The sequence below is a fragment of the Bacillus sp. EB106-06-01-XG163 genome (assembly GCF_058791615.1).
On sequence record NZ_JBYTDS010000006.1, the window covers coordinates 130386 to 145362 of the forward strand.

16 protein-coding genes are annotated in these 14977 nt (G+C 48.6%); 2 read left to right on the forward strand and 14 right to left on the reverse strand.

What is annotated here, in order from left to right; all coding sequences use genetic code 11:
* Positions 1-60: 60 nt before the first annotated feature.
* The 4 genes from thrB to cotNH form a co-directional block, all read right to left on the reverse strand.
* Positions 61-990, reverse strand: coding sequence for a homoserine kinase (gene thrB, locus AC3WTF_RS09425; RefSeq protein ID WP_492314242.1), 930 nt, complete (start codon positions 988-990; stop codon positions 61-63).
* Positions 987-2045 (reverse strand): threonine synthase, encoded by a 1059-nt coding sequence (gene thrC, locus AC3WTF_RS09430; RefSeq protein ID WP_041482465.1) that lies wholly within the window; start codon positions 2043-2045, stop codon positions 987-989. Before thrC ends, thrB begins: the two co-directional genes overlap by 4 nt.
* On the reverse strand, positions 2045-3346 hold the full coding sequence (locus tag AC3WTF_RS09435) for a homoserine dehydrogenase (protein ID WP_003151938.1): 1302 nt from the start codon (positions 3344-3346) through the stop codon (positions 2045-2047). Before AC3WTF_RS09435 ends, thrC begins: the two co-directional genes overlap by 1 nt.
* A gap of 201 nt (positions 3347-3547) precedes the next feature.
* A complete protein-coding gene (gene cotNH / locus AC3WTF_RS09440) occupies positions 3548-4564 on the reverse strand; it encodes a spore coat-associated protein CotNH (RefSeq protein ID WP_106079978.1) in 1017 nt (338 codons plus the stop codon).
* A 154-nt stretch (positions 4565-4718) separates the two neighbouring features.
* On the opposite strand from cotNH, the gene AC3WTF_RS09445 reads away from it, so the two are divergent.
* Complete coding sequence (locus AC3WTF_RS09445; protein ID WP_003151934.1) at positions 4719-5219, forward strand: phosphatidylglycerophosphatase A family protein; 501 nt, start codon at positions 4719-4721, stop codon at positions 5217-5219.
* Between the two features lie 27 nt (positions 5220-5246).
* Here AC3WTF_RS09445 and AC3WTF_RS09450 read toward each other — a convergent pair whose 3' ends face one another.
* The 4 genes from AC3WTF_RS09450 to lipA form a co-directional block, all read right to left on the reverse strand.
* The gene (locus tag AC3WTF_RS09450) at positions 5247-6017 is read right to left on the reverse strand and encodes a TIGR01457 family HAD-type hydrolase (protein ID WP_007408728.1); all 771 of its coding nucleotides are present in this window, start codon (positions 6015-6017) and stop codon (positions 5247-5249) included.
* A 33-nt stretch (positions 6018-6050) separates the two neighbouring features.
* Positions 6051-6485 (reverse strand): DUF86 domain-containing protein, encoded by a 435-nt coding sequence (locus tag AC3WTF_RS09455; protein WP_007408729.1) that lies wholly within the window; start codon positions 6483-6485, stop codon positions 6051-6053.
* 25 nt (positions 6486-6510) lie between these two features.
* On the reverse strand, positions 6511-6786 hold the full coding sequence (locus tag AC3WTF_RS09460; RefSeq protein ID WP_003151928.1) for a YutD family protein: 276 nt from the start codon (positions 6784-6786) through the stop codon (positions 6511-6513).
* 217 nt (positions 6787-7003) lie between these two features.
* A complete protein-coding gene (gene lipA, locus AC3WTF_RS09465) occupies positions 7004-7900 on the reverse strand; it encodes a lipoyl synthase (protein ID WP_003151923.1) in 897 nt (298 codons plus the stop codon).
* 202 nt (positions 7901-8102) lie between these two features.
* On the opposite strand from lipA, the gene lytH reads away from it, so the two are divergent.
* Entirely contained in the window at positions 8103-9080 is a 978-nt protein-coding gene (gene lytH, locus AC3WTF_RS09470) for an L-Ala--D-Glu endopeptidase (protein ID WP_007408731.1), read from the forward strand.
* Between the two features lie 37 nt (positions 9081-9117).
* Here the strand turns inward: lytH and yunB are convergent, their stop codons facing one another.
* The 6 genes from yunB to AC3WTF_RS09500 form a co-directional block, all read right to left on the reverse strand.
* Positions 9118-9876, reverse strand: a complete 759-nt coding sequence (yunB, locus tag AC3WTF_RS09475; RefSeq protein ID WP_020954305.1) for a sporulation protein YunB — start codon at positions 9874-9876, stop codon at positions 9118-9120.
* Positions 9877-10002: 126 nt separating this feature from the next.
* Positions 10003-11397, reverse strand: a complete 1395-nt coding sequence (locus AC3WTF_RS09480) for a bifunctional metallophosphatase/5'-nucleotidase (protein WP_020956294.1) — start codon at positions 11395-11397, stop codon at positions 10003-10005.
* Positions 11398-11414: 17 nt separating this feature from the next.
* Positions 11415-12236, reverse strand: coding sequence for a sulfite exporter TauE/SafE family protein (locus tag AC3WTF_RS09485; protein ID WP_007613562.1), 822 nt, complete (start codon positions 12234-12236; stop codon positions 11415-11417).
* A gap of 19 nt (positions 12237-12255) precedes the next feature.
* Entirely contained in the window at positions 12256-13107 is an 852-nt protein-coding gene (locus AC3WTF_RS09490) for a DUF72 domain-containing protein (RefSeq protein ID WP_014305754.1), read from the reverse strand.
* Positions 13108-13133: 26 nt separating this feature from the next.
* Positions 13134-13487: a YunG family protein gene (locus AC3WTF_RS09495; RefSeq protein ID WP_007408736.1), complete on the reverse strand. Its 354-nt coding sequence runs from the start codon at positions 13485-13487 to the stop codon at positions 13134-13136.
* A 72-nt stretch (positions 13488-13559) separates the two neighbouring features.
* Complete coding sequence (locus AC3WTF_RS09500) at positions 13560-14924, reverse strand: allantoinase (RefSeq protein ID WP_032867130.1); 1365 nt, start codon at positions 14922-14924, stop codon at positions 13560-13562.
* Positions 14925-14977 lie beyond the last annotated feature (53 nt).

Sequence of the window (14977 nt, forward strand, 5' to 3'; positions counted from 1 at the left end):
AAAATCCTTCTCCAGAAAAAGAAAGCGTCCTTCTCTGATGGGAAGAACGCTTTTTTATCATTATACACTTTTCACCTGCTCTAAAGGATTCCGTTCAATTACGCTTCCTTCTGACGGGACGGTAAGCGCCGCAATCTCACAGTGGGGGAAATGCTCAGAAAGCTGCTTTCTCAGCTCTTCTCCCTTTCCTTTTTCAATCAGGACAAGAATCGTCGGTCCCGCTCCGCTCAGCGCCGTCCCGTAGGCGCCTTTCATTTCGGCCGCATGTTCCACCTTTGAAAGCTCAGGAACAAGCATGGCGCGGTACGGCTGATGGAGGATGTCTTTTCTCATCATTTTCCCGGCGAGCGCCCAGTCATTTGACATGATCGCAGCAACGAGAAGGTTGCTGACGGCGCTTGCTTTAACGGCGCGTCGGTACGGCAGCTCTTTCGGGAGCACGTCTCTTGCGTCCCTGGTCAGAACTTCGTAAAACGGAATCACTGCCACAACGTCGATATCCGCTTCGGCAACACGCACGATATGTGTTTCATCTTCTTCGTGAAGGCCGATCACAAGCCCTCCTGCAAGAGAAGCAGCGGCATTATCAGGGTGTCCCTCTTCAAGACTGGCTAAGTGCAGCTTGTCGCTTTCCGACAGCTGCAGGCCGCATAACTCATCCGCAAGCTCAATGGCGGCGACGATAGCGGCCGCGCTGCTTCCGAGACCCCGTGCAAGGGGGATGTCACTCCACACTTTGACATGGGCGGGCGGCAGCTCTTTCTGATAGCGGTCAGCCGTCCGTTTGGCGACTTGGTAGATGAGGTTGTCCGTTCCTTGAGGGATGCCCGCAACAGTTTCGGTTTCCGCCGAGAACTGCCATTCATCGTTTCGGAAAACCGAAAGCTTCAAATATCTGTTGAGCGCCATCCCGACGGAATCAAACCCAGGCCCTAAGTTGGCGGTGCTTCCCGGAACCGTAATGGAAAACAGCATCTCCGCCTCATTCATACACGCGCCGCTCCATTTAAGTATTCCAGAATACTGTCCTCATCTGTCGGCAGCGTAATCGGTTTTATGTCAGATACGTCTACAGCCGTGTTCGGATCTTTCAGGCCGTTTCCGGTCAAAACTGCGACAACCTTGCTGCCTTTTGGAATTTCACCGGATTTTACCTGTTTCAAAACGCCGGCGATGGATGCACAGGAGCCCGGTTCGGCAAACACGCCTTCTTCACGGGCAATCAGCTGATAAGCGTGAAGAATGTCTTCATCTGTGACTTCATCAATTTTTCCGGCTGATTCTTCCGCAGCGAGCACCGCTTTGTCCCAGCTGGCAGGATTCCCGATTCGGATTGCCGTCGCAACGGTCTCTGGATTTTTAATGACTTCGCCGCGGACGATAGCCGCAGAACCTTCCGCCTCAAAACCGCGCATCTTCGGAAGTCCGGTGCCGTTTTTCTCATGGTATTCTTTGAACCCTTTCCAGTAGGCCGTGATATTCCCGGCGTTTCCTACCGGGATCGCCAGAATGTCCGGCGCTCCGCCGAGCTGTTCGCATACTTCAAAGGCCGCTGTTTTTTGCCCTTCAATCCGGTAAGGGTTTACTGAATTCACTAATGCAATCGGTGATTTTTCGCAAATCGACCGGACGATGGCCAGCGCGTCGTCAAAGTTTCCGTCAATCGCGATGATTTCCGCACCGTACATGACGGCCTGCGCAAGTTTTCCGAAGGCGATTTTTCCGTCCGGGATGATGACGATGCATTTCATGCCGGCTCTCGCCGCGTATGCCGCAGCTGCCGCGGATGTGTTCCCTGTAGAGGCGCACATGATGGTATCATTGCCTTCTTCTTTCGCTTTGGCGACCGCCATGACCATGCCGCGGTCTTTAAAGGATCCCGTCGGATTAACGCCCTCTGTTTTCACATGCAGTTCAATTCCGAGCTTTTCGGAAAGTTTCGGCAGGTGAATCAGCGGCGTGTTGCCTTCATGCAATGTCAGGGCCGGCGTCTGATCCGTCACCGGCAGAAATTCTTTATATTGATGGATGAGTCCTTTCCACATTAGCTCCAACCGTTCCCTTCTACGCGATATGTGCTTTTTACTTCTTGTACGACTTCGAGGTCATTTAAGTTTTGCAGAATGTCACTGAAATCTTCTTCCGATGTATGATGCGTGACGATGACGATTTCCGCGAGGTCGTCATGGCCTTTGATCGGCAGCTGCAGAATTTTTTCAAAGCTGACGCCGCGCTCTGAGAAGGCCGATGTGATTTTTGAAAAAGAGCCGACCTGGTCTTTGACGTGAATTCTTAAAAACTGCTGGGCGTAGATATCAGACGGCTGCTTCAGATTTCTTTCAAACTGCGGGGCGACAAAGCTGTTTCCGTTTACGCCGAGACGCATGTTTTTCATGACCGCGACCAGATCGGAAACGACCGATGTCGCAGTCGGCATGCTTCCGGCTCCGGGGCCGTAAAACATCGTTTCGCCGACGGCTTCTCCGTACACGTAAACGGCATTAAACTCGTTATGCACCGCAGAGAGCGGATGATGATCCGGCAGCAGTGTCGGCTGAACGCTGACTTCGATTTTATTGTCATCACGCTGGGCGATGCCGATCAGCTTCATCGTATAGCCGAGCCGTTTGCTGAAGCTGATGTCTTCATCCGTAATCCGGGAAATTCCTTTTACTTTGACATCGTCCAGATCGACATTCATAGAGAAGCCGAGACGGGCTAAAATCGCCATCTTGCGTGCGGCATCGAGCCCTTCTACATCGGCGGTCGGGTCCGCTTCCGCGAATCCGAGATCCTGCGCTTCCTTCAGCACTTCTTCATACGGGCTTTTTTCTTTAATCATTTTCGTTAAGATGAAGTTCGTCGTTCCGTTGACGATTCCCATCATTTTTGTGATCCGGTCAGAGGAAAGGCCTTCTTCGAGCGTGCGTAAAATCGGGATTCCGCCGGCGACACTCGCTTCATAATACAAGTCACAGCCATTTTCCTTTGCGGCGGCTAAAAGCTCTGACCCGTATACGGCGATCAGATCTTTATTTGCGGTCACAACATGTTTTTTCGCTTTCAAGGCATCAAGAAGATATTGCTTCGTCTGTTCGACACCGCCGATGACTTCAATAATCACGTCGACCTCAGGGTCATCGATCACATCATAGACTTCTGTCGTCAGCACTTCTTTCGGCAGGTCTGCGTCTCGTTTTTTATCAATATCTTTAACTAGCACTTTTTTGATCGTCACCGGACAGCCGACCTGGTGCATAAGCTTATCCTGATGATCTTGTATAATTTTGACGACTCCGCTTCCCACGGTTCCCAGTCCTAACAGTCCAATACGAATCGCTTCCAAAGAGAAACTCCACCTTTCTTCCTTTTGTCCACTAGAAAAGGACAATTGTTAACCCTTCACAGACATTTAAGTTACAAATATTATATAAGCCCGCATTTGTTTTGACAAGCGGCTGAATATTGTTTCTACGGCTATGAAAACGCTTAACACACTGATATGACAAGATTCCCTATTTTCTAAATATTTTTACGTCATATTTTCTTACGAACTGATTCCTTTTCCGAGCCACGCCACAGGCGGGACAAAAACCTGCGTCGACCTGACATTCATCATGTTGTGACATGTCTGTAAAAACTGTTCATAGCGGGTGCAGTCGGCAAGAATGTAGTCAAGCTGCTCTTCGTAAAACTGTTTTTCAGAATCATGAGAAATGTAATAGCTCTCCACCGTCTCGAAGAAATGGAGCGGAAACAGCAGGCGGCTGTAAAACAGGCGCTTGGAAAAGGAGGATAACGGCGTAACTTGCTCATATTCCTGCAGAAACAAAAACCCATCTTTGAGCAGGTCGTCACGATGATACAAATATGTGCTGCGCATATATTCCGCAATATCACGGGCGGCATGGTCGAATACCCAATCGCCCGGAATGCGGATCAATGATTCCTCCGACCAGGTATCCCGTTCCATCCGCTGATGGCAGATTGTCCCCGAGTCTTCTGCGCCGGGATTGTCATCCAGCTCCGTATCCACTAAATATTGAATAGCGTTTTCCGCTAAGCCTGAATAATAAGGAAATGCTTCGATCATTTTCTTTTCGAACGGTTCAAGCGGAGACATATGAATTTTCTGCATCCAGAATGATTCCAGCTGATCCACCCGTTTTCCCCATAAGTCCTTCCATTGGCCGATCCTGCCCGCTTCTTTCACTTCGTACGGAAAACCCCGCCCTTTTCTGTGAAATTCGGCAAGCTCCCCTCCGACAGAAAACGACCGGTTTGAGACGGGAATCGGCGCTTTTAAGAGCGCATACGTTTTGCCTTCGTCCTCAAAGGTCAGTTCTCCTTCCTTCGTAAAGATAAACACTGAAACGTATGGGTCACTTTGTTCTTGTAAATACTGACTCATGTAGTAAAGCTCCGTCAGCTCTGATTGCGAAAACCCGGAAACGGGAATTATAAGAAAGAAGGAATTAGGCGTCTGGAAGCATTGGTATTTCTGATAAACGGAGAGCTGTCTGACGTGGATGCCGTATTTTTCTTTAATGATGCTTTTCATCATAATCACCTGCCTGAAAAATTAGAGCTATTCACATCGTAGTCATACGCCGGCGGAATTATGAATACATATTGTAATCCTTTGAATCAAGTGGAGAAACATCGTACACATCGGAAGAGTGTTGTATAAACTAGTAAAAAAAGATTGGGTGAAGCAAATGTCAGAAAAGGAACAACTGAATCAGGTGGAAGCTGTCGCCAGGGCGCGTTTAAAAGAACGGGGGGTTGAGACGGACGATATTGCCGAGCTGGTGTATTTCCTTCAAAAAAAATATCATCCTGATTTGACGATGGAGGTATGCAGGCTCAATGTGGACCGTGTCATCGCAAAACGCGAGGTGCAAAACGCCATTTTAACGGGAATAGAATTAGATGTGCTCGCCGAACAAAAAAAGCTGTCTGAACCGCTTCAGACTATTCTGGCCATTGATGAAAGCCTGTATGGGGTTGACGAGGTGCTCGCCTTCTCTATCGTGAATATATACGGCTCAATCGGCTTTACGAATTACGGCTACATTGACAAAGAAAAACCCGGCATTCTCGGGCGGTTAAATGATAAATCTACGGGCGAATGCCATACGTTTCTTGATGATATCGTCGGCGCAATCGCAGCAGCGGCTTCAAGCCGGCTTGCTCACAGCGCCAGAAATACAGAATAAGGACGGCCGTCATGGCCGTCCCTTTTTTTATAGATGTTCAATCCATTCGGTTAAAGAGTCAATCGCATATGTCGGCTTTTGGCCGTAATCTGCCATATGCTCACGCTTTGTCACTCCGGTATGAACCAGCAGCGTATCCATGCCCGCATTGATGCCGGCCATAATATCCGTTGCATAGTTATCGCCGACCATGAGTGTTTCGGAAATATCCGTTCCGAGCACACGCATCGCCTGTTCCATAATAATGGATTCAGGCTTGCCGATAAAGACAGGCTCAACGCCCGTTGACACCGTCAAAACGGATGTGAGCGAACCGTTCCCTGGTAAAAGCCCTCTTTCAGTCGGAATGGCAACGTCGCCGTTTGTTGAAATGAACCGGGCGCCGTTTCTGATCGCAAGGCATCCCGTTGCCAACTTTTCATATGTAATGCCGCGGTCGATTCCCACAACGACAAAGTCCGCGTTTTCTTCTCCGAAGCTCAGCCCGTTTTCTTCAATGGCCTGACGGATGCCTTCTTCGCCGATCACATACACCGACGCGTCTTTTTTCTCCTGGGCGATATGCTGCGCAGTCGCCATGCTCGTCGTGAAGACCTGCTCTTCAGATGCCGGAATGTCAAAGCTCATCAGCTTGTCCGCCACCTGCTTCGGCGTCCGGGAAGAATTGTTCGTCACGAATAAATACGGAATGCCGCGCGCTTTAAGCGTTCTCACGAATTCACACGCTTCTTCGATTTTTTCCGTCCCGTTGTACATTGTGCCGTCCAAATCTATCAAATATCCTTTATAATCCTTCATACTCAACACTCCTGTGGATTTTCTCACTCGTTGTTATTTAAATGCGGAAACAGGCCCTAATTCTGTTTCCAGGTAGGTTCTTACACGGGCCGGAAAGGCTTTCAGCACATCTCTGTTTGACGTGATCAGCGTAAACAGCTCTTGATAATCGGCGTGCTGATATTCCTGGACAAGCTGCTTTCTGGAAGAGATCAGTTGCTTCAGCTTATTTCCTTCATCCTCAGCTACCACCTTTTCATCCGTCAGAATATCCATGATGTCGTCATAACTGCCCGGATCGCGCATGATAAAGCCGTCAATCATATCATTTCCGACATCGAGAATGCATTCGATCATAAGATGGCTGATCCGCTCAAGCGCCCTTTTTTCGATCTCGCTCTCCCATGCAGGCGTGCTGTCAAACAGCGCCAGCTGGGTCTCAAAAAAACGGAGTGTTTGTTCGATATTATTTCTGTCAACAAAATACACGTGACAGCATCCCCTTCTGCATCAATTATTTTCTGATTCGTTTTAAAACAAAATACGCGCAGCCGAAATTGCAGTATTCGTAAATGTATTCGTCCAATGTGCTGATTTTCGTTTCAAAGGTTGCTTTTTGATTCTGGTCATCAAAGAAGCCTTTGAGCCGCAGCTGACTGTATCCCCAGTCTCCCACAATGTAATCATATTTATTTAATATGTCCGAATAGCGGGCTTTGAACGCTTCTTCATTAAAGCCGTTTTTAAAATCGTGTACGAGTTCAAACTCGGCATTTTGAATAAGAATCATGTCTTCACCTCTTTTATCACTCTTTACTATCATAATTCATTGACTTCTGTCCATCAATTGCAAAATGAGACGGTTCGGACGGACGGAGAATTTTTCCTCTTTATATCCAGTTTAGCGGTTCAGACGATCCTTATTCAAGAATGACTTTTTCCCTGCAAAAACGGCTCCATCACAAAAAACCCAAAACCTGCGGCGTTTTGGGTTTTTTCGGCTTATCTTATGCTTGGGCCTGGCGTTTTTTAGACGCTTCGTTCACTTGTTCATCCGCATGGTAGGAAGAACGGACAAGCGGGCCTGCTTCACAGTGGCTGAAGCCTTTTTGCATCGCGATTTCTTTCAGTTCGGCAAATTCGTCCGGATGATAATATTTTTGGACTTTTAAATGTTTTTTCGACGGCTGCAGGTATTGGCCGATCGCCATGATGTCGACATTGTTCGCAAGCAGGTCGTCCATCACTTCAATAATTTCTTCCTTCGTTTCGCCGAGACCGATCATAATGCTTGATTTCGTCGGGATGTCAGGCTGCATTTCTTTCGCACGGCGCAAGAATTCCAAAGAACGGTCATATGTTGCGCGGGCCCGGACTCTCGGTGTCAGGCGGCGGACGGTTTCAATGTTGTGGTTCAGAATATCAGGACGGGTATCCATTAATGTTTTCAGGTTGTCGTAATTTCCGCCCATATCGGATGGCAGCACTTCAATTGTCGTGAACGGGCTTTTTCTGCGGATCGCCCGGACCGTTTCCGCAAAGACGCCTGCTCCGCCGTCTTTCTGATCATCACGCGCTACGGCCGTGATGACGGCGTGTTTTAAATTCATCAGCGCGACGGAATCAGCTACGCGTTCCGGTTCCTGCAGATCCAGCTCGGTCGGCAGACCCGTTTTTACAGCGCAGAAGCGGCATGCTCTCGTACAGACGGAACCGAGAATCATGAACGTCGCCGTACGTCTGACAGCCCAGCATTCATGGATGTTCGGGCATTTTGCTTCTTCACATACGGTATGCAGATTATTTTCACGCATTAATTTTTTCAGACCCGTATAGTTTTCATTCGTGTTCAGCTTTATTTTGAGCCATTCCGGCTTTCTCAGATGCTCGTCTTTCTTTGCCATTTCCCCATCATCTCCATTATCCCTTTATTCATGTTCGTGTGCGAAAAATTTCTATTTCACGATGGACATAAAACTTGCGGATTTCTATTCAATAGTCACTTTAACATAGGAAAAATTTCTCGACAAGGGAAGAGAATTACTTACATTTTCTCGGATTGTTGCCGCAAACTATTTGTATTCAATCCTGAAAGGAGATCATGTTGTGAAAGTTCTGTTATCTGCTCTTCTCCTTTTTTCAGTTTTCTGTCCGGCTGCAAGCGGGAAAGAACAATCGGCTCTTGTTTACGGCGAACGGATGCAGTTGTACCGCAAAGCCGAAGCAGTCACGCAGATTCCTTGGTATGTGCTTGCGGCAGTTGATCAATATGAAGAAAATGTCCGCTCGAACCGAAAGGATCTGCCGGAAAAAGCGGGAATCATCAGCATTTATATTCCGGATCATTTGTGGAGCGGCCCTGAAAATCCAAATCCTAAGGACGATGCGCCTCTCAGCATTAAAGTATTTGACGGGATCGGCCTGGACGGCGACGGCGACGGAAAAGCCGAGGTAAGCAATGATGAGGATATCCTTTATACATTTGCTCAGTATTTAGCGGGATTCGGAACCGATCTTGACCATATCCGCATCGGTCTCTGGAATTATTACCGCCGTGATCAGACGGTCGGCATTATCACCGAATTCATGACACTGTTTAAAACGTTCGGCCGCCTTGATCTCGGAGAGCACGCTTTTCCGCTTCCCGTGAAGACGGATTACAGCTACCGCAGCACATGGGGCGCCGCACGGGGTTTCGGCGGGCGCCGGATTCACGAAGGAACGGATCTGTTCGCTCATTACGGGCTCCCCGTCAGATCGACCTGCTACGGTATTGTTGAAATGAAGGGCTGGAACCGTTTCGGCGGCTGGAGAATCGGCATCAGGGATATCAATAACACGTATCACTACTTCGCTCACCTGAACGGCTTTGCAAAAGGTGTGCATAAAGGCCAGATCGTCAAACCCGGAGAGGTGATCGGCTCTGTCGGCAGTTCCGGGTACGGACCGCCGGGCACCGCGGGAAAATTCCCGCCGCATCTTCACTACGGGATGTATAAAGATAACGGCAGATCGGAATGGTCTTTTGATCCGTATCCCCATTTAAGGGCATGGGAACGAAAAGAAATCCGCAGGAAAAAGTAAACACACAGCCGCCAGGAAAGATTGCGGCTGTGTGTTTTTATTTATCTTTCTTCTGTTTTTCACTCGGCAGCTGGACGGAAGGCGTCACACCTGACCCGCCGCTTCCGTTATAAAACTGCGGCACCTCTCCTTGAATCGCTTTAATGGAGACCGGAATATTATTTGTCACGACTGATGTCTTACTGGCAAACGGAATAATGACCTTCACTTTTATTTCCACAAAAATACTGATATCGATCAGGGCATTGTTAATGCCGTACGGCTTTATTTTTGTTTTCACATCAGTTAACGCATCACCGATCAGGTTAAAGCGCACGGGGATTTTCGGCCCCAGATTTCCGAGAATGCTGTTTCCCGTGACCTGCCCTAAGGGAATATCGATCATAATTTCATCGGCCGTTTTCGCGCCTTTTTCCGTTTCATGCTGCTTATTGTTCGACTCCGCTTCCTTCAGATGAGCCTGAAGCTGCTTTGTCACTTTCGCCTTCATGCTGTTGACCATTTGTGTATTAAAATCCATCGTTGTGACTTTTCCGTTTTCATCCGTTTTCATATCGACCATATCTTTCACATTGTCGCTGTGAGACATGTATTCTTCAATGGATTCCGTAATGACCTCTGTCGCCACCCGTTTGGTTTCCATTTCTCCTATGTTCATCAGCACCGGTTTGATTGAGGAGTTGATCATCCAAAGGCTGATGACCGTCGATATGATAAAAAAAGCAAACGACAGAAGAAGCACATATCGAAAAGGCAAAGGCCCTCTCTTGCGAAGAGCGCTCCGGTATCTAGGCAAGAAAAATCCCCCCTTACATATCACAATGTATGCTTGTAAGAGGGGACATAGTATTTTATTTTCACTCTTAAAAAGTCCCGCTTACCTTCACTCGGATGTAATGGAACGGCCGGCGGATATCTGACATTACGGCTGCCGCGCGAGCTTCCAGGCGAGCAGATCCCTTAAAAACTCCGGCATAAAGTATTGCTTTTCTTTTGAATCGCGGATGTAAGGGAACAGCTTTCCGAGTGTAAACATGTCGAGAACGGCAACCGAGTATATCCGCTCCGGATCAATCTCTTCTCCGTTCACTTTCACATTGAGGAGATGCGTCACACCGTCTTCAAGAATGCCGGCCTCTGCCTCTGCTCCGGCATATACCATCCTGCCCATCACTTCCCCGCGGAAGCCGAGGCCTTTAATCCGCAGCTGCTCCATTTGTTCCGAGGCGGCCTGGCTGATTGTTTCCTGGAGTTCCCTGCCTGAAAGACGCACGGCGACCGGATTGATCGGATGAGGGCAGATGCGGTGCAGGTCAAGTTTTGTGACAGGCCCCTTCTGTAAAGGCCCCAAAATGACGCCTGAATTCACCATGCTGACTTCACAGCCGCACCAGCTTTTCAGCGCTTCGGCTAATAGAAGCGGGAGCGGCGATTCCTCAAACCACTTCACGCCGGCTTCTTCATTCAGGTTGGCGACTTGTTCGGAGAGCAGGTTTTCCGCTTCCCGTTCCTTCTCTTTCAGAAAAGCCGCCGTATCTTCAGATTCCCCTTGCCAATCAGCCATTTTCTGTACAGACGCCTGTTTGCTGACAATGGTTCGTGATTCACTTTCTATCGTCAGCTCGACACAGCCGACATAGTTCCCGTATTTCTCCGCACATGCAAGCAATACGCCGTTTATGTCCTGTCCGTCCTCAAGAAGGTGGTGCGTATGTGATTCAAGAATGACATCGATGTCCGGAAATTTTTCCGCTGCGGCCCGGTCATCGATCAGGCCTAAATGAGAAAGCAGAATGATGATGTCCGCTTTGCCCTTGATATCGTCAAGTGATTCTTGAATGCTTTTTTCCGCATCCGTCACCGTCCAGCCGAGTTTTTGATAGACGGGATAATACGGCACCGTGACGCCGAGTATGCCGGCGGTCATCCCGTTTTTCAGTGTTTTGATCACGTAGGGCTCGGCCCATTCCGGCCGCTGTCCATCCGCGTCAAACAGGTTGGACACAATGACGGGAAACGCGGCATGGGTATATAAATCCGCCAGCTCATCGTGAGGCAGCGTAATTCCTTCATTATTCCCGACGGCAGCCGCATCGATCTCAAGCCGATTTAACAAGTCGACATTCGCTTTGCCGAAGGTCGCTTCCGTTATCATTTGGAATCGGTCCATATGATCGCCGATGTCGAATACGAGTGTTTCCTCCCCGTCTTTTTCATGTTCATTTCTCTTCTGCTCAATATAATGTACGATTTTCGGCCAATTTTCGAAATGGCTGTGCAAATCATTCGTATGATATAAACGGAGCTTCTCTAACATACCATCTCTCCTACCTTTTAGCTGAATATCCCTTGATAAATCAATTCACAGCCGATCAAAATCAAGACGACCCGCATGAAAAGCACGATCGTTTTCGTCTGCACCCGCTTATTAACCCACGCGCCCATTTTGCCGCCGAACCACGCGCCCGGAACGAGGCACAGCGCATACAGCCAATTGACATGGCCCTCTGCGATATGTGACACGGAACCCGTCACGGAGGATAAGAAAATAATGAGCATTGACGTCGCCACAGCCACTTTCGGCGGGAACAAAAATAACAGCATCATGGCCGGAACCATAAGAGAGCCGCCGCCAATGCCGAAAAGACCGCCCAATAAACCGACGAAAAAGGCAATCACGATACCGGTAAAAATACGGTACGAATATGTATAAAGCTCACCCGATTCATCCTCATATGTCCGGATCATGCCTTTATGCGCTTTATTGACCGGTTTTGCTTTCGCCTTCAGCATTAATGTAATGGAAATCAAAATCATAAAAAGTCCGAACCAGACGGAAAACGTATGCGCATTAAAAAGTTTAGACAAATACGCGCCGATGATGCTTCCCGGGCCGGAACCGATAAAAAAGATCAGTCCGCTTTTGTAGTCAACGGTTTTATATTTCATATAGGCCAGAGTTGATGACAGGCCCGTAAAAATAATCACCAAAAGGGACGTGCCGATGGCAGTCTGCGGTGTTACGTCATGGAAAAACGGAGTCATCGTGCTTAAATAGAGCATTGCCGGCACGATGATAATTCCTCCCCCAAGCCCGATCAGGCTGCCGACCGTTCCCGCGATAAATCCCAATATAATCAAAATAAGATAAGACATGTGTCTTGAAACCTCTTTTCTAGCTGAATAGGTCGAGCTGCTTCGGAGCAAGTCCGGTATATGAGATATTTAACATTTCAAGCATCTCAAGCCCGTTATCGGCGGCGTCTCCGCCTGAGTTATTATTGAAGAGCACATACAGATTGCGCGACTGTTTTTTCAGCTCCTGAAGATTGTTTTTCCAATCTTTGAGCTCCTGTTTGTTATAGCGGTATAAATATCTGACCTCACGCCAGTTTTGTCCGCCGTCTGGTTTGATCCAGCCCTGTTTGTTCCGTCCGTGAAAACGGACAAGCGTTTTTTCTTCATCCGTTGCTTTCAGGACGGTCGGAATGCTGCCCTCGCCGATTTGCGGCTCGTCACATATGCTGTGAATCCAGCCTTCCTCCTTCATAAAGGAAAGCGTCTGTTCATAAAATGGCGGGGAAAACCAAGACCGGTTGCGGAATTCAAGCGCGCACGGAATATCGCCCATCTGCTGCCTGCACCATCTTAAATATGCGACGTTTTCTTTCTTGCAGTCAAACCACGGCGGGAATTGGAACAGCACCATGGCAAGCTTTCCATGCTCTATATACGGCGATAATGACAGCTTAAACGCCTCAAACATTTCTTCCTTCGATTCAAAGGGAATATCGCCGCGCTGATGGCCCGTCATTCCTTGATATGCCTTAATGACAAATTGAAAAGATTCCGGCGTCTCTTTGACCCATCTTTCATTATTGCGGGCGGGCTGTATCGCGTAAAAGCTCGCGTCCAGCTCAACGATGGGAAAATGGGAGGAATACGCCTGCAGTTTTTGCGGGCCCGCTGTTTTAGGCGGATAGATGCTGTCATGATCCCCCCACCCCGTCAGTCCGATATAAATCACAATCCTTCACCTCTCACTCTAGTTTATCACAGGTGTTTTTCTCTTTCTGTTTCCATGTTTTTTCTGAATGCACTTTTCAGGAACCGATACTGATGTTCATTGGTGTCCGAAAATGCCTCATCTCTGGAAGAAAGAATGTGCTGATAGACGATCGGCTCTGAAAACTGACCGCTCGTGAAATCATATATCTCCCCGTCTATTCGGTTATAAAAATGCCAGCTTGTGCCGGTTTTTGTTTTGAGAATGTCACCGCCGTAAACATCTTGGATGACTAAAGCCGTCACGCCGCACTGGCCTTTGGCCGGGCAATCTTCCGTCCATTTTGTACTAGTCTTGCGCGACCAGGATGCCGTTAATATGTTCAAGATTTGATCATACAATGTGTTTTACTCCTTTTTATAAAAAGATACCACGAGACCCGCTTTCCAAACGACAAAAAAAACCGATTCTCATCAGAGAATCGGCTCTTTTATTTGAGAAGGCTTCAGGAATGTTCCGAAAGCCCCGCTCTGCTTACGGCCTCCATCCTGATACACACAGCGTCCCTTGCTGTAGGTCGCAGCAATTCGGTATGGAAAGGTGCGGCCTTCATACAGGCTTTGCTTATGTTTGGAAAACATCGTTTCTTTTGTGACGGTAAAAGGTTCCGGCCGGACGATGGCAAAATCAGCGTCAAATCCCTCTTCAAGCCGTCCTTTATTCGTTAAACCGAAGCGCTTGGCAGGTGCTTCGGCCGTCCATCGGGCCACATGTTCAAACGGAATCCCATGATCGATCGCTAATTGAATCATGCCGAGAAGCGTAAATTGGCCTCCGCTGATCCCGCCCCACGACAGAAACATATTATCCTCGCGTTTCAAAGACGGATGACAGGGAGAATGATCCGAAGACACCATATCAATCAGGCCCTCAGCCAAAACTCCGATCAATTCCTCTTTATCAGCCTCTGAGCGGAGCGGCGGAGCGCATTTGGCGGCCGCCCCTTTTTTGAGGAAGTCTTCAAAGCTGAATAATAAGTAGTGCGGACACGTTTCAACGGTGACATCCAATCCGTCTTTTTTCGCCTGCTGAATGGAGAGCACGGCCCGTTTCGTGCTGATATGTACAAAATGAAGCGCGCATCCCGTCGCTCTTGCATATTCAATCGCCCGCTGCACAGCCTCGCATTCGGCTTCTTCCGGACGTGAGGAAGCGTAAGCGCGGGCATCAATTTTCCCTTGGAGCGCGTACTCGGCTTCAAGGAATCGGGTGAGGGCGTCGCTTTCTGCGTGCAGGGCCAAAATCTTGCCGCACGCCGCGATTTCCTTCATTCCCTTTAAAAGAGTCCGTTCATCGGCTGATTGAAATTCATCCGTTCCCGATTTAGACAGAAACGCTTTAAACCCGATTGCCCCCGCTTCTGCCATCGGCCGGATATGTTCGGTATATCCGGGCATCAAACCGCCCCAAAGCGCAAAATCAACCGCTGACTTCCGTTCGGCGATTTCCGCCTTTGCCAGCAGGTTTTCAGCAGTTACCGTCGAAGGGATGCAGTTAAGCGGCATATCAAAATAAGCCGTACAGCCGCCGGCAGCCAGCATGTTTGAGCCGGTTTCAATGCCTTCCCATTCTTCTCGGCCGGGTTCATTGAAATGGACGTGACAATCGACCGCGCCCGGAAACACATACATGCCGTCCGCCTGCACCACTTGTTCCGCGTTTTCGTCAATGCCGGGTCCGATCAAGGCGATTTTCCCGTCCTTGACGGCGATATCAGCCCGCTCTGTTCCGCCTTTTCGCACAGCTTTCGCACCCTTTACAATTACGTCATAGGCCATTTTATCTTCCTCCCTGTAAGGATGACGATTTTCTGTCAGTTTTTATCACAACA

What these genes read in the sequence shown, in the direction of transcription:
- thrB (WP_492314242.1), bottom strand. Translation starts at nt 990, where the DNA reads ATGAATGAGGCGGAGATGCTGTTTTCCATTACGGTTCCGGGAAGCACC.
- thrC (WP_041482465.1), bottom strand. Translation starts at nt 2,045, where the DNA reads ATGTGGAAAGGACTCATCCATCAATATAAAGAATTTCTGCCGGTGACG.
- cotNH (WP_106079978.1), bottom strand. Translation starts at nt 4,564, where the DNA reads ATGATGAAAAGCATCATTAAAGAAAAATACGGCATCCACGTCAGACAG.
- AC3WTF_RS09445 (WP_003151934.1), top strand. Translation starts at nt 4,719, where the DNA reads ATGTCAGAAAAGGAACAACTGAATCAGGTGGAAGCTGTCGCCAGGGCG.
- AC3WTF_RS09450 (WP_007408728.1), bottom strand. Translation starts at nt 6,017, where the DNA reads ATGAAGGATTATAAAGGATATTTGATAGATTTGGACGGCACAATGTAC.
- AC3WTF_RS09460 (WP_003151928.1), bottom strand. Translation starts at nt 6,786, where the DNA reads ATGATTCTTATTCAAAATGCCGAGTTTGAACTCGTACACGATTTTAAA.
- lipA (WP_003151923.1), bottom strand. Translation starts at nt 7,900, where the DNA reads ATGGCAAAGAAAGACGAGCATCTGAGAAAGCCGGAATGGCTCAAAATA.
- AC3WTF_RS09480 (WP_020956294.1), bottom strand. Translation starts at nt 11,397, where the DNA reads ATGTTAGAGAAGCTCCGTTTATATCATACGAATGATTTGCACAGCCAT.
- AC3WTF_RS09485 (WP_007613562.1), bottom strand. Translation starts at nt 12,236, where the DNA reads ATGTCTTATCTTATTTTGATTATATTGGGATTTATCGCGGGAACGGTC.
- AC3WTF_RS09500 (WP_032867130.1), bottom strand. Translation starts at nt 14,924, where the DNA reads ATGGCCTATGACGTAATTGTAAAGGGTGCGAAAGCTGTGCGAAAAGGC.